Raw genomic sequence first — 18,459 nt, forward strand, 5'->3', positions numbered from 1 at the left:
GTCCGGTGCCGGGGACACTCCCCGGGCTCCGCCCGGGGGTACCCCCAGCGGGCCCAAGGCCCAGGGGCAGTGCCCCCCGTACCCCGGGAAAGTCCGCTCCGCACCTCTGAGAAGTCCGGTCCACACCTCTGAAGGGGAGAGAACTGCATGGATCTGCCACCCGCCGCGAAGGACCGGCTGTCGGAGCTTCCCGACGACCTGCGGGAACTCGTCATCCGGCAGCTCGCCGGTGAGGCGGAGCCCGTCGTCGGGGACCGCTCCATCACCCCGGCGCCCCGGGACGGGGCACCGCCGCTGTCAGCGGGCCAGCAGGGGCTGTGGTTCCTGACCGAACTGGACCCCGGCAGCGTCGAGTACAACGCGCCGAAGGTGCTGCGGCTGACCGGCGAACTGAACGTCGAGGCGCTGCGCACGGCCCTGGACGGGGTGGTCGCGCGGCACGAGGCGCTGCGCACCACCGTCGGCGAGGCCGAGGGACAGGGCGTCCAGATCGTGCACCGGCCCGGCCGGGTGCCGGTCGAGGCCGTGGACCTGTCCGGCCTGCCGGAAACCGAGCGTGCCGCCGGACTCGACCGCTGTCTTGAGGCCGAGACGAGCACCCCGTTCGACCTGCGCCGTGGTCCGCTGTTCCGGGTGTCGCTGGTGCGGCTCGCCGCGGACGAACACGTCCTGGTGCTCGGCCTCCACCACATCATCGGCGACGGCTGGTCCATCGGCATCCTGGTCGACGAGCTCAGCGCCGGGTACACGGCCGCGGTGCGCGGCGAGCCGGCCGGGGCGCCGGGCCTGCCGGTGCAGTACGCCGACTTCGCCATCTGGCAGCGGGAACGGCTGGCCGGGCCGGAGCTGGCGGAGCACACCGACTACTGGCGGCGGCAGCTCGCCGGGCTGCCGCCGGTGGAACTGCCGACCGACCGCCCGCGCCCCCCGGTGAACGGCTCCGCGGGGGCGGTGTACGAGATCGGTGTGCCCGAGCCGCTGACCCGGCGGCTGACCGCACTCGGGGCGCGCGGTGGCGGCACGCTCTTCATGATCCTGGTGGCCGCGAGCCAGCTGCTGTTCGCCCGGTACTCGGGCCAGCGGGACATCGCGGTGGGCTCGGTGACCGCGGGCCGTGGCCGGGTCGAGCTGGAACACCTCATCGGCTACTTCAGCAACACCGTCGTCCTCCGCTCCGACGTGGACGAAGAGCGGTCCTTCACCGACTTCCTCGGCGCTGTCCGCTCCACCGTGCTCGACGCGTTCGCCCATGACGAGGTCCCCTTCCAGCGGCTGGTCGACACCCTGCGGCCGGAGCGCGACCCGAGCCGGCCGCCGCTGGTCCAGGTGATGGTCAACCTCCAGCGAGCGCCGGAGACCACGGCCGACCTGCCCGGCCTGCGGGTCACGGAGGTCGCCCCACCGGCGCATGTGGCCAAGCTGGACGTGTCCCTCGACTTCTTCGAACACGACGGCGCGCTCACCGGCTCCATCGAGTACAGCACCGACCTCTTCGACCGGGCGACGATCGAGCGGATGGGCGGGCATCTGCTGACCCTGCTGGAGGGCATCGCCGCCCGGCCGGACGCACCGATGCGGGAGCTGCCCCTGCTCACCGGGCCCGAGCTGCACCAGCTGACCGCCGAGTGGAACGGCCCGAGGGTGGCGTACGGCCCCTCCCGCTGTGTCCACGAGCTCTTCGACGAGCAGGTCGCGCTCAGCCCCGACGCGGTGGCGGTCAGCTGCGCGGGCGAGGCGCTGACCTTCGCCGCGCTGGCGGCCCGGGCCAACCAGCTGGCGTGGCATCTGACCGGCCTGGGCGTGGGCCCGGGAACGCTGGTCGGCGTCTGCGTCGAGCGGGGTGTGGACGCGATGGTCGCGCTGCTCGGCGTCATGAAGGCGGGCGCGGCGTTCGTACCGCTCGACCCGGACTACCCGGCGCAGCGGCTGAGCATGATGCTGGCGGACGCCGCCGCGCCGGTGGTGGTCACCGAGACCGCCGTGCTGGACCGCGTCGCCGGGCACGACGCCACCGTGGTCTGCCTCGACCGCGACCGGCCGGTGCTCGACGCCCTGCCGGACGGGCCGCCGGAGACCGGGGTCACCGTGGACGACCTCGTCTATGTGATCTACACGTCGGGCACGACCGGCAGGCCCAAGGGCGTGCTGATCAACCACCGGAACATCCACCACATCCTGCGTGCCTGGAACGCCCGCTACGGGCTGGACGAGATCCGCGGCCGGTGTCTGTCGGTGGCGAGCTTCGGCGTCGACCTGTTCCTGGGCGACTTCCTGTTCTCCGCGCTCTTCGGCGGCGAACTCGTGGTGTGCCCGGCGGAGGTGGTGACCGAACCGCCCGCGCTGGTGGACCTGCTCATCGAGGTCCGGCCGCAGATCCTGGCCACCACGCCGTCGCTGGCCCGGGCGATCACCGCCGAGCTGGACGGGCGCGGCGGTGGTGACCTCGGCTCGCTGCGGCTGGTCTCCCTGGGCGCCGAGGGCTGGCTGGCGGGTGACTGTGCCCAGCTGCTCGACCACATCGGCCCCCACGCCCTGGTCGTCAACGCCTACGGCGCGACCGAGACGACGGTGGACTCCACCGTGTTCGCGCTGCGCGGCGACCCGGTCGAGCCCTCCGCGTTCGTCCCGATCGGCAAGCCGATGGTGAACACCAGTGTGTACGTGGTGGACGCGCTGCGCCGCCCGGTGCCGATCGGCGTGGCCGGTGAGCTCTACATCGGCGGCGACGGCGTGGCCCAGGGGTACTGGCGGCGGCCCGAGCTGGCCGCCGAGCGGTTCCCCCACGATGTCCTCGGGCCGGGCAGCGGCCGGTTCTACCGCACCGGCGACGTGGTGCGCTGGCGCGGCGACGGCAATCTGGAGTACCTCGGCCGGGTGGACGACCAGGTCAAGATCCGCGGCTTCCGGGTGGAGCTCGGAGAGGTGGAGACCGCCCTCGCCCGCCACCCCGACGTGGCCGCCGCGGCGGCGGTCGCGCGCCGGGACGACTCCGGCCATGTCCGGCTGGCCGGCTATGTGGTGCCCGAGGGCACCCGGGCGCCCGGCCTCGCCGAGCTCCGGGCCTTCCTCGGTGACCACCTCCCGAGTCAGGCGGTGCCCTCGGCGATCATGGTCCTGGACGCGTTGCCGATGACCCCGAACGGCACCCTGGACCGGCGTGCGCTGCCCGCCGTGGAGGGGCCGGCGGACGACGCGCTCCGCCGGGTCGCGCCGCGCACCCCGGTGGAGGCGCGGCTCGTCGACATCTGGGCCACGGTGCTGGGCGTGGAGCCCGGCCGGATCGGTGTCGAGCACAACTTCTTCGACCTCGGCGGCGACTCGATCCTCAGCCTCCAGGTGGTGTCGCTCGCCCGGCGCGCCAACCTCCGGCTGACCACCAAGCAGATCTTCCTGCGCCAGACCATCGCCGAACTGGCGGGTGAGGTCACGGTGGTGAGCGGGTCCCCGGCGGAGCGGGGCCCGGTGAACGGCCCGGTGCCGCTGACGCCGGTGCAGCACTGGTACGTCGAGGAGTTCCCCGACGCGCCGGGCCACTTCAACCAGTCCCTCTTCCTCGACCTGGACGCGGGGGCCGACGCCGACGCGCTGGGCGCCGCGTTCGCCGCCGTCCTCGACCACCACGACATCCTGCGGGTCCGGGCCGAGCGGGTCGGCGGGACCTGGCGGCAGCGGATCACCGAGCCGGACACCGGCGCGGACGGCGCCGTGTTCGAGCACGTCGACCTGTCCGCGCTCGACGCCACCGCGCGGGACGACGCGATGCGCGCGGCGATCACCGTGGCGCAGACCGGGTTCGACATCCGCACCGGTCCGCTGGTCAAGGGTGTGCTGTTCACCCTCGGCGGGGACCGGGCCCCCCGGCTCTTCCTCGCCGCGCACCACTATGTGGTGGACGCGGTCTCCTGGCGGGTCATCCTGGCCGACCTCGCCACCGGGCACCAGCAGGCCGCCCAGGGGCGGACGGTGGACCTCGGCGAGCGGTCCACGTCCTTCCGGGACTGGGCGCTGCGCCTCACCGGCCTGGTGGCCGACGGCGGGTTCGACACGGAGCTGGAGTACTGGACCCGGGTGGAGCGGGCCACCGTGGACGCGGCCACGCTGCCGGTGGACCACACCGGGCCCAACACCGCCGGATCCGCGCGCACCCTGACCCGGCGGCTGAGCGCCGACCACACCGACGCGCTGCTGCGCAAGGTGCCGCGGACCTACCGCACCCAGGTGAACGACGTGCTGCTCAGCGCCCTCGCCCGGGTGCTGCGGGACTGGGTCGGCGGCGGCGTCGTGCCCATCGAACTGGAGGGCCACGGGCGCGAGGACCTCTTCGGCGACGTCGATCTCTCCCGTACCGTCGGCTGGTTCACCACCGTGTTCCCCACGGCGCTTGAGCTGCCCGAAGACCCCCAAGGCACGGCCTGGGGCGCCACCGTGAAGGCGGTCAAGGAGCAGCTGCGTGCCGTGCCGACGCGGGGTCTGGGGTACGGCGCCCTGCGCTACCTCGGGACGGCGGGCGCCCTGGGGCGGGGCCGTCAGTGCCAGGTCGGGTTCAACTACCACGGCCGCTTCGACGCCGACACCGCCGGTGGCGCCGACGCCGGTCTCTTCCGGGGCTGGTGTGAGAACCCGGTGCCCGACCGCAGCCCCGAGCAGGCCCGGCAGTGCCTCATCGAGGTCACCGGCATGGTCCGCGACGGCGTGCTGGAGTTCGGCTGGGAGTACTCCGAGAACGTCCACCGCGAGGAGAGCGTGGCACGGCTGGCCGAGGCGTTCCTCGCGGCGCTGGAGCAGATCATCGAGCACTGCGCCCGGCCCGGCGCGGGCGGCTGCACCCCGTCGGACTTCCCGCTGGCGGGGCTGGACCAGGCGGCGGTGGACCGGATCGCCGGGGACGGCCGTTCGGTGGAGGACATCTACCCGCTCACCCCGATGCAGAGCGGGATGCTGTTCCACTCGCTCGACGGCGGCGGCGATGTGTACCTCACCCACTTCGCCGCCGTGCTGGACGGGGTCCAGGACCCGGCCCGGCTCAGCGAGGCGTTCCAGCGGGTGGTGGACCGCACCCCGGTCCTGCGTACCGCCGTGGTCGGGTCCGCCGCCGACACCCCGCTCCAGCTCGTCCACCGCGATGTACGGCTGCCGGTGACCCGTCTGGACTGGAGCACACTCTCCGAGGAGGAGCGGGAAGCCCGGTCGCGGTCGCTGTGGGAGAGCCTGCCGACGCTGGAACTCGACCTGACCGTGGCACCGCTGATGCGGCTGACCATCGCCCGGCTGCCGGGGGCGAGCGTCCAGGTGTTCTGGTCCTCCCACCATCTGCTGCTGGACGGCTGGAGCTTCGCCGATGTGCTCGGGCAGGTGTTCGCGGAACATGCCGCGCTGAGCGGCGCGCCGGTCCCGGCGCCGAAGCCGCGCCGCCCGTACCGGGACTATGTGCGGTGGCTGGCCGAACAGGACGACGCCGCCGCCGAGGCACACTGGCGCCGTACGATGGCGGGCTTCACGACGGCGACCCCGCTGCCGTACGACCGGGCTCCGCTGGCCGCGCACGGCTCACGGTCCTCGCGCGATGTGGACGTCCGGCTGTCCGCCGAACGCTCGCGCGGGCTCTACGCGTTCGCCAAGAGCGCCCACCTGACGGTGAACACGGTGGTGCAGGGCGCGTGGGCGCTGCTGCTGGCCCGGCACAGCGGTGAGAGCGATGTGTGCTTCGGCGCCACGGTCTCCGGCCGTCCCGCGGACCTGGCGGGCGCGGACGAGATCGTGGGGCTGTTCATCAACACCCTGCCCGTGCGGATAACCGTGAACAGTGGGGACAGCGGGGCCAGTGGTCCCGACCTTGTGTCGTGGCTGCGGCGGATCCAGGACGAGCAGGTCGAGACCCGGCAGTACGACCATGTGTCGCTCGCGCAGGTGCGCGGCTGGAGCGAGGTGCCGCGGGACGCGGACCTCTTCGACAGCATCGTCATCTTCGAGAGCTACCCCTACGACCGGGACGCGGCCTCCCGGCACGGGCTCGTGGTGCGTGAGAGCACCGGCGCGGAGGAGACCAACTACGCGCTCACGCTCACCGCCTACACCACCGACGCACTGCACCTGCGCCTCGGCTACGACCCGAGCCTGTTCGACCCGGACACCGCGGAGCGGATCGCCGAACGCCTGGTGACCGTGCTGGACGCCTTCGCCGACCACGGCGAGGCACCGATCGCCCGGCTGCCCGTGCTGCCCGCCGGTGAACGGGACGCGCTGCTGCGCGCGGGGAGCGCCGCCCCCGGCGCCACGGGAGCGGCCACCACCGTCGAGCTGTTCGAGCGGCAGGCCGCGGCCACCCCGGACGCCACCGCGCTGGTCTGCGGGGACGCCGTGCTGAGCTACGCCGAACTGGACGCCCGCGCCAACCGGCTCGCCCACCATCTGGCGGCGCTCGGCGTCCGCCCCGAGCAGACCGTCGCCCTGGCCTGCCCGCGGACACCCGAACTGCTGGTGGCCATGGTGGCGGTCCTGAAGACGGGCGCGGCCTATCTGCCGCTGGACCTGGACCACCCGGACGAACGCCTCGCGTTCATGGTGCGCGACGCGGCCCCGGTCCTGGCGCTCACCAGCGGCACGGCCGTGCCCGGTCTGCCACAGGGCACGCCGTCCCTCGCGCTCGACGCGCCCGACGTGGTCGCCGCGCTGGGGGCCCGCCCGGTGACCAGACCGGAGTCGTCCCCGCCGCCGGGTCCGCAGAACGCCGCCTACCTGCTCTACACCTCGGGCTCCACCGGCAGGCCCAAGGGCGTGGTGGTCACCCGGGCCAACCTCGGCAACTTCGTGCGGGACATGCGGGACCGGACCGCGATGACACCCGGCGACCGGCTGCTGGCCCTGACGACCATCGGTTTCGACATCGCGCACCTGGAACTGTTCGTGCCCCTGGTCAGCGGCGCGACCGTGGTACTGGCGGACAAGGAGCTGGTGCACGAGCCGCGGGAACTGCTCCGCGTGGTCCAGGACGAGGCCGTGACGGTGGTGCAGGCGACACCGAGCCTGTGGCGCGGCGTGGCCGAGGCCGCTCCCGAGGTGCTCGACCGGGTCCGGGTGCTCGTCGGCGGCGAGGCACTGCCCGCGGAGCTGGCCGAGGCCCTGACCGCCCGCGCGTCGTCGGTGACGAACGTGTACGGGCCGACCGAGACCACGATCTGGTCGACCGCGGCGGAACTGGTGCGCCACACCACCGGTACACCCCCGATCGGCGGGCCGATCGGCGGCACCCGGCTGTATCTGCTGGACGCCGCGCTCCAGCTGGTCCCGCCCGGTGTCCCCGGTGAGCTGTACATCGCCGGTCAGGGCGTGGCGCGGGGCTATGCGAACCGCGCCGGACTGACCTCGGACCGGTTCGTGGCCGATCCGTTCGGGCCGCCCGGCGAGCGGATGTACCGTACCGGCGATAGGGCGCGGTGGCGGGCCGAGGGGGTCCTGGAGTTCGCCGGCCGGGTCGATGACCAGGTCAAGATCAGGGGCTTCCGGATCGAGCCCGGCGAGATCGAGGCGGTGCTGGACACCCACCCGGAGGTCGCCTCGGCCGTCGTGGTGGCGCACGAGGACCGGCCGGGCGACAAGCGGCTGGTGGCGTACTGCGTACCGGCCGGGGAGGCGTCGCCCACGACGGCGGGGCTGAAGGAGTACCTCCAGCGGTATCTCCCCGGCTACATGGTGCCCCCGTCCTTCGTGCTGCTGGACGCCTTCCCGCTGACCCCCAGTGGCAAGACCGACCGGCGGGCCCTGCTCGCTCCGGGCGCGCCGGCCGACCCCGGGACGCCCCGGGTGGCGGCGCGCGACGAGACGGAGGCCGCGCTGGCCGCGATCTGGGCGGAGGTGCTCGGCCGCCCCCTCGACGAGATCGATGTGACCGGCGACTTCTTCGAGCTGGGCGGCAGCTCGGTGCTGAGCGTCCAGGTGGTCTACCGCGCCCGGCGGGCCGGGTGGCACATGGTGCCGAAGGACCTGTTCTCGCACCCGACCATCGAACGCCTGGCGACCGTGGTCGTACGGGACACCGCCGCGCCGGAGGCCACCGGGGCCGACCCGACGGCGGCCCCCGAGCCCGCCGCGACCGGCCGCGCGGACCGCGCCGGGGACCGGGCACGGACCGGGGCACCGGGCCGGGGGACCGGACCGGCCGTCAGCCACGCGTTCCTCGCCGACCGGCTCACCGAACTGGCGCGCGCCCACCGGGTACCGGGCGCGCAGCTCGCCGTCCGCCACGCCGGTCAGCTGATCGCCGTCGAGACGGGCGAGCGGGTCGCCGGTACCGGCCTGCCGGTCACCGCGGACACCGCCTTCCCCATCGCCTCCCTGACCAAGCCGGTGACCGCGCTGCTCGTCCAGTCGCTGGCGGCCGACGGGCGCCTCGACCTCGACGCCCCGATCGGCGCGTATCTGCCCGAGCTGTCCGCCGCGAGCCCGGTCGGCCGGGTCACCACGCGGCAGCTCCTCGGCCACACCGGTGGGCTGGTGGCCGCGGTGGACGAGCGGATACCGAGCGCGGACCGGCGCGCCTGGGTCGAGCGGCACTGCGACGCGACGGCCGTGACGCACCCGCCGGACACCGCGTTCTCCTACTCCGATGTCGGCTATGTCCTCGCGGGCCGACTGGCCGAAGTGGTGACCGGCACGGACTGGCACACCGCCGTGGCGGCGGCGGTGCTCAGCCCGCTCGGGATCACGGCGTCCTCCACCACACGCCCGGGCGGGCGCCCGGTGGCACAGGGGCATGTGGTCCAGGGCCGTCCGCTCCCCGTGCCCCAGCAGTCCTTCTCCCCGCTGGACGAACCCGCCGTGGCACTGGAGGCCAGCGCGAGCGACCTGGTACGGCTGGCCGCCGTACACGGCCAAGGGGTGCCCGGGGTGCTCGACCCCGTGGCCGCCGAGGCCATGCTCGTGGACCGGACGGCCGGACTCGCCATCGGACCGTTCGGTCTCGCCGACGGGTGGGGGCTCGGCTGGTCCGTCTTCCGTGGCGCGCGCGGTGACGGGTACGGGCACGACGGCAGCGGCGACGGCACCTGGTCCCACCTGCGCTTCGACCCGGCCACCGGGACGGCCGTGGCGCTCACCACGAACGCGGGCGGCGGGCTGGGGCTCTGGGAGGAGCTCCTCGCCGAACTCCGCGCGGCGGGCCTCGACGTGGCCAGCCACCCGATGCGGGCACTGACCGACCCGGGCGCGCCGATCGCCGCGCCGGACGAATGCGCGGGACACTACGCCAACGGCGACTGGGAGTGCGTGGTCGCGGCGCGCCCCGAAGGGCTCACCCTGTCCGTCGGGTCCGGGCCGCGCTCCACCCTGACCTGCTTCGCGGATCTGCGGTTCACCACGAGCGGCGGTGGCGGGGTACCGGCCACCGGGCGGTTCGTGCGCGACCCGGACACGGGCCGGGTCGGGCTGCTCCAGCTCGCCGGGCGGCTGCTCCGGCGTACCGGAGCGACAGGGGGATGACCAGCACCGAGGCGGGTACCGGTTCCGCGCCGCCACCGCTGTCGCGGAACCGGAACTACCACGTGCTGTGGAGCAGCCAGCTGGTGTCCGAACTGGTCGGCCAGCTCTGCCTCATCGCCTTTCCGCTGATGGTGCTGGCGGCCACGCGCTCCGCGCCCCAGATGGGCGCGGTCGCCGCCGTCCTCGCCGCGGCGCATATGGCGGCCAACGTCCCGGCGGGCGTCCTGGTGGACCGCTACGACCGCAAGCGGGTCATGCTGGTGTGCCAGTGCGTCCGCGCGGGGGCGCTGGCGAGCCTCGCCATCGCCCTGTTCTCCGGCCACTTCTCCTGGACCCATGTGCTGCTGGTCGCGGTGGCCGAGGGCGCGCTGGGCGCGGCCTTCGACCCGGCCGAGCACGCCGCGCTGCCGCAGGTCGTGCCGGAGGCACAGCTGTCGCAGGCGGTGGCGCGCGTCACCGCGCGCCGCTACATCGCCACCCTGCTGGGCCCGGCGGGCGCGGGCTTCCTCTTCGCCGCCGACCCGGTGGCACCGTTCGCGGTCGCCGCCGTCCTGCTGGTGGCGTCCTGTGTCACCCTCTGCTTCCTCCGCCTTCCCCGGCGCGAGGCCCGGTCCGCGCCCGCACGGGCGGGCATGCTCACCGACGGCTTCCGGTGGGTGCTCGGACACCGGGTCATCCGGCCGACCCTCGTCTGGCTGATGTGCTGCGAGTTGTTCATCTCCGCCCTGATCATCATGGTGCTGGCGGCGTCCGGCGAGGACGACATGGCACCCGGCGAGGTGGGGGTGATGATGACCGGGTTCGGTGTCGGCGGCCTGCTGGGCGCCGCGGCCGTGGGCCGGCTCCACACCGCTCTGCCCGCGTCGGCGGTCATCATCGGATTCCCCTGGGTGGGGGCGGCGCTGACGGTGGTGCTGGCGCTGGTGCCGACCGGGGTATGGGCCGGTGTCGTGCTCGGCGGGATCGCCTTCCTCATCCCCACCGCGTTCACGACGGTCATGACCTACCAGATCACCGTCGCACCCGATGAGATGCGGGGGAGGCTGAGCGGCACCGTCGGGCTCTTCGCGGGCGGTGCCGGTGTGCTCGGGCCAGTGGTGGGCGGGCTGCTGATGGCGGACGGGAACAGCGGTGGCGGCCTGCTGGTGTGGTCCGCCGTGCTGGCCGTCGTCGCCGTGGGCACCACCCTCAGCCCCACCCTGCGCCGGTTTCCCACACCGGAGTGAGGGCCCAGGGCATCGGGGCGCCGCTGAGGGGCCGCGCGGGGCTCGGGTGCCCCCTGGGCCCCGGGAGCGCCCGGGTGTCGTCGGCGGTCGCCGATTCCGCTCCCGCCTGCCGGTACGGGAGGTACCCCCGCCCGCGCCTGGTGGCAGGGGCGGGGGTACGCCCGGCGAAGCCAGGGGGCGGTCCCCCGTACGGGACGTAGGGGGAAGCCCCGCCAACCCAGACAACTCCGCGTGGGGGAGCTCCCTCAGACTTCGCTCCGGCGCACCCCCACCTGAGGCCGCCGGGCTGAGGCCGTGCCGTCGAAGCCCCGGCTCTCCGCCGTGCCCTGGCACGCACTCTCCCTCCGGGCGGAGCCTGGGGGAGTGCCTCCAGCACCAGACCCCGCCAGACACTCCCCCTGGACTTCGTCACAGGGGGAGTGTCTTCCGCCCATCGCGGCCAGGCGGGCTCCGCGGGCGCGACCTACTCCCCGTGCCTCACAGCGTGCAACCCTCCTTGCTCTTCGCGGTGATGGCCTCGGCCGTGTACGGACACTGGAAGCCGATCCAGCGAAGCTCCGACCACAGCTCCGCCCACGGTTCGCGGGGACCGCGGCACACGAGGAACCCGGTGTCCTGGTCGGCGACGGGCAGATTGGTCTCGAACTCGCCTGCGGGCTCGCATGTCGTGAACCGGGCGCCGAAGGCGTCACGGTCCACGCCGACCGCGATGACCACGTCCGTACCGTCGGCGGGCCTGCCGAAGTCCGCGTAGGAGTTCTGGCCGCTGTAGACGCGGGGCAGACCGTGCTCAGGACCGTACCGGTCCAGGGCGCCCGCCAGGCCGTAGTGATTGGCGTAGACGACGGCACGCGCGCGCTCCCGTGCGGGCAGCGACCGGTGGACGGCGGCGACCTGCTCGGCCAGCCGGGGCCAGGCCGCCTGGTCGAGCTGGAAGACCCCCAGCTGGGTCAGCGCCGGGTTCGACCCGTACCACGCGATGGGCAGCACCGGCAGCATGAGCACCGCCGACAGCACCGCGTTGCCCACCAGCGCGGTACCGGCCAGTGAACGGCGGACGGTGGTCCTCGCCCACCGCACCACCACGACGGAGCCCGCCGAGAGCAGCACCAGCTGGAGCCCGCCGGTGTACTCCGGCTTTCCGCCGATGGCGATCAGCAGCACCGCCATGAACAGGTAGGCCAGGCCGACCGACCGGTAGGCGCGCCATTCCGGGCGGCGGAGCAGGGCCACCAGCCCGGCGATCCACACCGGGGTGAGGAACAGACCGATCATCAGCACCTGGAACGGGACGAAGGCCACCCGGGAGTCGGCGCCCAGGGCTGTCTTGAGCGCCGCGCTCATCTCCACCGCGGGCCAGCCGTGGGTGATCTGCCACAGGACCGCGGGCGCCGCGATCACCGCGGCGATGCCGGTGCCCACCCACAGGTGCCGACCGCGCAGGACCCCTCGTGGCCCCAGCGACACGACGCCCACCAGCAGGGCGAGGAGCAGCAGCACGATCAGGTTCTTGGCGAGCATGCCCACGCCGGTGACCGCGCCGACGGCGAGCCAGAGCCGGGTGTCACGGGTGCGCAGCAGACGGATCAGCAGCCAGCCCACCGTCACCCAGGCCAGTAGGTCGGGGCCGTTGGTGGTCAGTACATGTCCGGCGTTGAGCGTGACGACGGACGCGCCCGTGGCGGCGGCGGCGAAGAGCTGGGCGCCGCGCCCGCCGCCGAGTTCGCGGGCGATCAGGCCCGTCACCCACACCACGACGCAGGCCAGCAGCGCCGGAACCACGCGCAGCGCGGTCAGGCTGTCGCCCAGCACCGTGGTCTCCACCCTGGCGATCAGTGAGACCAGCGGCGGTTGGTCCACATATCCCCAGGCCAGGTGTCCTCCGGACGCCCGGTTGTACAGCTCGTCGACGTGATATCCGTGCCGTCCCGACAGGGCCAGCAGCACCGCACCCACTCCGGCGGAGACGGCGAGTAACGGACGCCGGCTCAGTACGGGCACCGCTGCCGCGCGGACCTGGGAAGCCGGTGAGGAATGTCCAGTCGTGGTCGCCACGTGTCCACACTCTTTCTCTCCGTGGGTCTGGGCCCTCGGATTGTCTCCGGGGCGCCGCGGGCGGGCGACCATGTTGACTTGTGGGAAAAGCTCGTGCGCCCGGTCTTGTGTGAACGTGCCACCGCTGTTCTTCCGGCGAACAGGCCGCCGTTGTCCTCCGCGCTCGCGGGAATGCCCCCGCTGGAGGACGTCCGGCGCCGTCGGCTCACCCTCGCGGGCGCCGAGGTACTCGCGGGACGTGAGACGTTGCTGGAGATCGCTGTGCGCTACGGCTACGGCTACGGCTGCGGCTCCGGCGAGGCGTTCGCGCGAGCGTTCCGCGCCATGCACGGCATCGGACCCGGCGAGGCCCGGCGTACCGGCGCCGCACTCACCTCCCCGTCCCTGCCGGGCGCGCGGGGCCGAGCCGACCGGGGAACGGAAAGCCGCGGCCGCCCACTACCGGAACGGGTCCCGCCGCGGTCCGGCACGGCCATCATGGAAACGCGGCACCGCCGGGTAAACACCCGGGGCGCCCGCGGCTGTATCCAGGTGTCGACTGTGGGGACCTGAGGAAGGACGCGAGGGATGCTGGACCCAGAGGTGCTGGTCGTGGTGGTGGTGGGTGCCCGACTGGTCTACGCGCTGATCGAGTTGTGCACGCGCCCGGTACGGGAGCGGGCGTGGGCGCACGCCGTGGCGACCGTGGTGCGGGCGGCGGGGCCGGGCGGCACGGTGGAGACCACGCGCCGCGACGGCGGCACGGTGACCGCCCGCGCGGCGTCGGCCACCGCGGGGGACCGGGTCGACTCGGCGGAGCGCCGGTGAGCGCGCGACCGGCCGTGCGGCCACGGGACTTCGAGACCTTCTTCGCCGCCGCCCAGCCGCGGCTGCTGGCCCAGGCGATCATGCTGTGCGGCAGCCGTGAGGACGCCGAGGACGCCGTACAGGAGGGGTTCGCCGAGGCCTACCGCGCCTGGGACCGGATCGCCGGGTACGAGAATCCCGAAGCCTGGGTGTACCGGGTCGCCGTCCAGCGGCTGTGGAAGACACAGCGCAAGCGCCGGGCGGGCGAGGAGCGGCTGCCCGCGCTGCCGGTGCCCGTCCAGGCGGGCCCCGAGCGGACCGCCGAGGCGCGCGAGGTGTTACGACTGCTCGCCGCCCTGCCGCCACGGCAGCGCGTCACCATGGTCCTGTTCTGTCTGCACGGCTGGTCACAGCGGGACATCGCCCGGGCCCTGAGGATGACGCGGGGCGGCGTCGCCGCGAACGTGTCGAAGGCGCGCCTGACGATGAAGGAGGCGCTGGGTATGAACGAGGAGGAGCTCAGCCGCCGGGACGCGTTCGTGGCCGGGCCGGGCCCGAGCGGCTGGGCCGACGCCCGGCCGGGCCGGACCGGCCAGGCCGCGCCCGACCCGCTCGACCGGGCGCTGCGGACCACCGAGAGCTGGCTCCGGGCGGGCCTCCTCGATGACCCCGAGGAACCGGAACGGGCCAGATCCGCGCTGGCCCGGCGGTTGGAGGAGCGCTCATGAGAGCTCTCCTGAGCGGGCTGCGCGGCGTGCTGGCCGTGGGCCTGCTGACCGGGTTCTACGTGGTGGTCTGCGCGTTACTCCTGCTGGACGCCGGGTTGGTGGCGATGACTCTGTGGGGGATCCTCGTCGCGCCCGCGCGCTTCGGCAACGGGGCGATGGTCGTCGCGGGCGGTATCCCGGTCGGGTTCGCGCTCGGCTATGGGCTGGTGACGGTCAGCGGCGCCACGGAAGCACCGCCCGGCGCGGTGCCCGTGCGCCGTGAGGCGGCCCCCGGACTGTGGCGGCTGGTCGAGGAACTGGCCGAACGGCAGGGCACCCGGCCGCCCGGCCGGATCCTGCTGACACCGGAGGCCAACGCGTCGGTGTCGGAGGAGGCGTGGCTGCTCGGCCTTCTCACCGGCGAGCGGACGATGTATCTCGGGGTGCCCCTGCTGACCCGTCTGCGGCCGGTGGAGCTGCGGGCGGTGCTCGCCCATGAACTGGGCCACTACGCGGGTCGGCACACCCGGTTCGGCGCGGTCTCCTACCGGGGGGCGGAGTCGCTGCGCTCCACCCTTCTGCGGCTCCGGCTGACGGAGGTGACCGAACCGGGTAAACCGGGCCTCCTGAGCTATGCCTATCTGTTCCGCTGGGCGATTGCCGGCTACGCCTGGCTGTATCTGCGCCTCTCCCTCGCCGTCCGGCGCCGCCAGGAACTGGAGGCGGACGCGGCGGCGGTCGCCGTGGCGGGTCCGGCCGCCACGGCCGAGGCGCTGCGCGCCGTCCACGCGCTCGGTTTCGCCTGGAGCGGGTTCCACGACCGCTATCTGCGGCCCGTCCAGGGGCTCGGATTCGTCCCCGAGGACGTCTTCGAGACGTTCGCCGCGATGCTCGACGACCCGGAGGTGCGCGAGCGCCTCGCCGAACGGCGGGCGCACCCGGCCGAGACGGGTGGTTCCGCCCTGGACTCCCATCCGCCCCTGGTCCGGCGGCTGGCGCTGATCGAGGCACGGGCCGCCGAGGAGCCCCCGGCCCCGCTCGCGGAGCCGCTGCTGGCCGACCCGCGGGCGGTGGCCCGGGTGGAGCGGGGACTGCTCGCGCAGACGCGGGGCACGCCGACCGCGCTGCCCCACGCCCAATGGGCGGACCTGGCCGCCGAGGCGTTCGCGATCGAGCTGGCGAGCCTGCTGCTGGACGCGGCGCGCGGCGTCGGCGCGGCCGCGCGGCCCACCCTCGGCACCGTGCTGGACCTGCTGGAGGCCGGGGAGCGGGAGGAGCTGGCCCGGCGGCTCACGGACGCCCCGTCGCCCGGGGAGCAACTCGCCGAGGCCCTGTACGCGCTGACCGGCCAGGCGCTGGCCGGGGCCGGACGGGCACACTGGGCGCTGAGCTGGACCGAGGGCTACCGGCTGGTCCGCCACGGCGGTCCGGCCGGGGACCTGGAGGAACTGGTGACCGCGGCGGCCCACGGCACGCCGGGTGTGGCCGCCCTCCGCCGCGAGCTGGCGCGGCTCGGTGTGGCGGTCGAGGCCCCCGTTCCGCTGGCGCTGCGCACCGTACTGTCTCCGGCCGGACGCACCAGGGTCCCCAGGAGCGCGCGGCGCGTACCGGCGTCCGTCGCCCGGGAACGCCTGCGTCAGCGGAACGTCCGCCGCCTCACCATCGGCGCGGTGATCGTCGTGTCGGTGGTGTGGGGGGTGTCGATGATCAGGACCGGAGGGTCGACGCGGATCGGTCCGGCCTACGAGGCGGGCTCCTCGTCCGTCCGACCGATGCCCTCGCTGGATACGGTGTGGCCCCGGCCGACCGGGGACGCCCTGCCGGGAGGCGCTCTGCCGGGCGTCATCCCCACGCCGGGTGCCACCCGGTACTCACCGTCCTGGGGGAGCGGGCTGTGGGACGAGGTGCTGAAGGACATACGACAACGCTCCTCCCATGTCGTCACCGTACGGCGCGGGGAGACCCTGTCCGGCCTCGCCTGCCGGTACCGCACCACGGTCGCGGAGTTGAGGAAGCTGAACCGGATGGACGCGCGGGACGTCCTCAGGGCGGGTCAGACGCTCCGCGTGCCGTCCGACGGGCTCCGCGTCATCCCGTTGCGCTGTCGCTAGTGCTGTGGCCGGTCAGCCCCGTCCGCGCCGTGGGCGCCGACGCCGCTTCGGCGGGGGCTCGGCGCCGGGCTCCCACCAGGAGAACCGGTCCGCCCGGCGCCAGGAGAACCCCGGCTCGAACGGAGGGAAGGCGTCGGCGTCCGCCGGGCCGTCGGCGGTCCCGGGGGCGGCGGCCGGTCCCGCGCCGGGCTCCCAGGTGAAGGGGCCGGACGCCGCCGTCCCGGAACCGGATCCTCCGCGCGCCCCGTGAGGCGCGTCCGGCCCGGCGGCCGCCGTGGAACGGTCGGTGGCACGGTCCGTGTCCTGACCGGGGTCGGGCCGCGCGGAGCGGCGGTCGTACGCGGCCCGCCGGACCGGGTCCAGAAGCGTCTCCCGGGCCCGGTACAGCTCGCGGAAGGTCCCGGCGTCACCGCCCCGGTCGGGATGGTCGACGAGCGCGCGGCGCCGGAACGCGCGCAGGATCTCGTCCTCCGTGGCGTTCCCCGCCACGCCGAGCACCGCGTAGAGGTCCGGTTCGCCGGGGGACGGGCTCATCGCACCGCCACCTCGGCCTGTCGGCAGACCAGCCGCCACGACGCGCGGTGTGCCGGGCCGGCGAGGCCCGTCCCGTGCCCCGACACGAAGGTCACCCAGCGCCGCCCGGCCAGATAGCACCAGACGTCCAGTTCGCCGGCGCCACCGGTGTAGTAGTGGTCCCCCCGGTCCAGGGTGTCGCCGTTGACGAAGGGCCACTGCAACCGCGACTGCGCCTCCGGCGGCAGATGGCCGATGAACCCGCGCAGCCGGTCCGTCAGCGGCGGATCACCCAGAGCCCGCTCCGGTGTGCCGCCACCCGGCAGGGCGGGACCGCCGGACGGCGGTGGACCGGCCCGCTGGACCACGACCGCGTGGCGCAGCGACGACGGTACGAAGGGCACGACCGTGAGCAGCTGCGCGGGGCCGCCCCGGTCGTTGAGCGTCGGGGTGCACACGGCCAGCCCCCGCTCCCCGAGGACCACCGCGTACGGGCGCGGTTCCTCCGCGCGGTGGCGGTGCGCCCACCATTCGACGACCGGTCCGACCCTGGCCTCCATCCGGTCACGGACCCGCGGGCCGAGCTGCCCCCACCAGTGGTCCCGCCCCGGGTCCGCCACGAACCCCAGCCGCCCGGCGTCATGGACCGGAGTCCCCACCCCGGCGGCGCCGACCGGAACATCCGGCTCTCCGGCCGCCGGGACGCGCGCGGGATCCTTCCCGCCCGGCCGGACCACCGGCCCATCGCCCCTGCGCCAGGGCAGCTGACGTGACATCATCCCCGCCTCCCCCGTGCCATGCCCGTCTCCCGTCGACACCGGCTCCGCCCATGGTGCCCCGCCTCCCCCGGCGGGGGAACGCCGGGAACGGAACGCGCCGCATCCGGCGGGCGGTTGGGGGCGCGAGCCTCCCGGGACCGGACCCCGCTGCCTGACGTGGGAGGGGAGCGCGACTCAGTGCGTCGGCGCCGGGTCCGGTACGGCGGGCGCGAGGGCGGCCCGCATCGCCTCCCCGTCCACATAGGAGTGCTTCTCCTTCACCGCGCCGTCCTCGACCAGGACGAAGTCCGCGAGATCGACAGCGATCACACCACCGGACGCGGAGGTCCCGCCCAGCGTGAACCGGGCGACCCAGAAGTCGTCGCCCGTACGCAGCGATACCTGGGTGAACTCCAGGTCAGGGACGAGCGCGAACATCCCGGCCACCGCCTCCCGGATGGCCGCCCGCCCGCGTACGGGATCTTCGCCCGAGTGCAGATGGAAGACCGAGTCCGGGGTATGGAGCGAGGCGATCCGGTCGGGGTCGCGGGCTTCCCAGCAGGCGTGGTAGCGCGCGAAGACCTCATGCGTGGCAGCTGTCACGGAAGGGGCTCCTGTTCTCAGAGAGGTTCGGGACCCGGCTCCTCGCATGCAACGTCCCCGGGCGGGCGTACGTCAAGGCTTACGCCGCGGCCCGGCAGAGAGGGTTGGGTACGGAGGGGCCGCGGCCGGTCCGCGACGGAGGCGCGCCACGGGCACGGTCCACGGCGCGCGCCGTGGACCTGAATCCGCTCCACTGGACCCGGGTTCGATTCCCGGCATCTCCACC

The 18,459-nt window shown here is 74.2% G+C and carries 9 protein-coding genes and 2 pseudogenes; 7 read left to right on the forward strand and 4 right to left on the reverse strand.

Annotated elements, in window-relative coordinates; genetic code table 11:
* The first annotated feature begins 147 nt into the window (after positions 1 to 147).
* Both ACFVIM_RS21020 and ACFVIM_RS21025 read left to right on the forward strand, forming a co-directional pair.
* Positions 148 to 9,474, forward strand: coding sequence for an amino acid adenylation domain-containing protein (locus ACFVIM_RS21020; RefSeq protein ID WP_384303377.1), 9,327 nt, complete (start codon positions 148 to 150; stop codon positions 9,472 to 9,474).
* Complete coding sequence (locus tag ACFVIM_RS21025) at positions 9,471 to 10,700, forward strand: MFS transporter (RefSeq protein ID WP_384303379.1); 1,230 nt, start codon at positions 9,471 to 9,473, stop codon at positions 10,698 to 10,700. Before ACFVIM_RS21020 ends, ACFVIM_RS21025 begins: the two co-directional genes overlap by 4 nt.
* A gap of 477 nt (positions 10,701 to 11,177) precedes the next feature.
* Here ACFVIM_RS21025 and ACFVIM_RS21030 read toward each other — a convergent pair whose 3' ends face one another.
* Complete coding sequence (locus ACFVIM_RS21030) at positions 11,178 to 12,701, reverse strand: ArnT family glycosyltransferase (protein ID WP_384303381.1); 1,524 nt, start codon at positions 12,699 to 12,701, stop codon at positions 11,178 to 11,180.
* A gap of 210 nt (positions 12,702 to 12,911) precedes the next feature.
* Here ACFVIM_RS21030 and ACFVIM_RS21035 point away from each other — a divergent pair.
* The 4 genes and pseudogenes from ACFVIM_RS21035 to ACFVIM_RS21050 form a co-directional block, all read left to right on the forward strand.
* Positions 12,912 to 13,133: pseudogene (locus ACFVIM_RS21035) on the forward strand (helix-turn-helix domain-containing protein); the annotation flags it as partial.
* A 189-nt stretch (positions 13,134 to 13,322) separates the two neighbouring features.
* Positions 13,323 to 13,562 carry a hypothetical protein gene (locus ACFVIM_RS21040; RefSeq protein ID WP_384303383.1) on the forward strand — a complete coding sequence of 80 codons (240 nt, stop codon included), beginning with the start codon at positions 13,323 to 13,325 and terminating at the stop codon, positions 13,560 to 13,562.
* Positions 13,559 to 14,269, forward strand: coding sequence for an RNA polymerase sigma factor (locus ACFVIM_RS21045; RefSeq protein ID WP_384303385.1), 711 nt, complete (start codon positions 13,559 to 13,561; stop codon positions 14,267 to 14,269). Before ACFVIM_RS21040 ends, ACFVIM_RS21045 begins: the two co-directional genes overlap by 4 nt.
* Complete coding sequence (locus tag ACFVIM_RS21050) at positions 14,266 to 16,359, forward strand: M48 family metalloprotease (protein ID WP_384303387.1); 2,094 nt, start codon at positions 14,266 to 14,268, stop codon at positions 16,357 to 16,359. The genes ACFVIM_RS21045 and ACFVIM_RS21050 overlap by 4 nt, the downstream gene beginning before the upstream one ends.
* Positions 16,360 to 16,371: 12 nt before the next feature.
* Here the strand turns inward: ACFVIM_RS21050 and ACFVIM_RS21055 are convergent, their stop codons facing one another.
* The 3 genes from ACFVIM_RS21055 to ACFVIM_RS21065 form a co-directional block, all read right to left on the reverse strand.
* A complete protein-coding gene (locus tag ACFVIM_RS21055; RefSeq protein ID WP_384303389.1) occupies positions 16,372 to 16,893 on the reverse strand; it encodes a J domain-containing protein in 522 nt (173 codons plus the stop codon).
* Positions 16,890 to 17,651 (reverse strand): hypothetical protein, encoded by a 762-nt coding sequence (locus tag ACFVIM_RS21060; RefSeq protein WP_384303391.1) that lies wholly within the window; start codon positions 17,649 to 17,651, stop codon positions 16,890 to 16,892. The genes ACFVIM_RS21055 and ACFVIM_RS21060 overlap by 4 nt, the downstream gene beginning before the upstream one ends.
* 174 nt (positions 17,652 to 17,825) lie before the next feature.
* Entirely contained in the window at positions 17,826 to 18,233 is a 408-nt protein-coding gene (locus ACFVIM_RS21065; protein WP_384303393.1) for a nuclear transport factor 2 family protein, read from the reverse strand.
* 137 nt (positions 18,234 to 18,370) lie between these two features.
* Between ACFVIM_RS21065 and ACFVIM_RS21070 the strand changes: the two are divergent.
* Positions 18,371 to 18,457 (forward strand): annotated as a pseudogene (locus ACFVIM_RS21070).
* Positions 18,458 to 18,459: the final 2 nt, after the last annotated feature.

Source organism: Streptomyces sp. NPDC057638 (assembly GCF_042800315.1).
Lineage (GTDB): Bacteria > Actinomycetota > Actinomycetes > Streptomycetales > Streptomycetaceae > Streptomyces.

Bases quoted from the DNA above. Each gene is read 5' to 3' on its own strand.
- ACFVIM_RS21020 (WP_384303377.1), top strand. From the start codon at position 148: ATGGATCTGCCACCCGCCGCGAAGGACCGGCTGTCGGAGCTTCCCGAC.
- ACFVIM_RS21060 (WP_384303391.1), bottom strand. From the start codon at position 17,651: ATGATGTCACGTCAGCTGCCCTGGCGCAGGGGCGATGGGCCGGTGGTC.
- ACFVIM_RS21055 (WP_384303389.1), bottom strand. From the start codon at position 16,893: ATGAGCCCGTCCCCCGGCGAACCGGACCTCTACGCGGTGCTCGGCGTG.
- ACFVIM_RS21040 (WP_384303383.1), top strand. From the start codon at position 13,323: ATGCTGGACCCAGAGGTGCTGGTCGTGGTGGTGGTGGGTGCCCGACTG.
- ACFVIM_RS21050 (WP_384303387.1), top strand. From the start codon at position 14,266: ATGAGAGCTCTCCTGAGCGGGCTGCGCGGCGTGCTGGCCGTGGGCCTG.
- ACFVIM_RS21025 (WP_384303379.1), top strand. From the start codon at position 9,471: ATGACCAGCACCGAGGCGGGTACCGGTTCCGCGCCGCCACCGCTGTCG.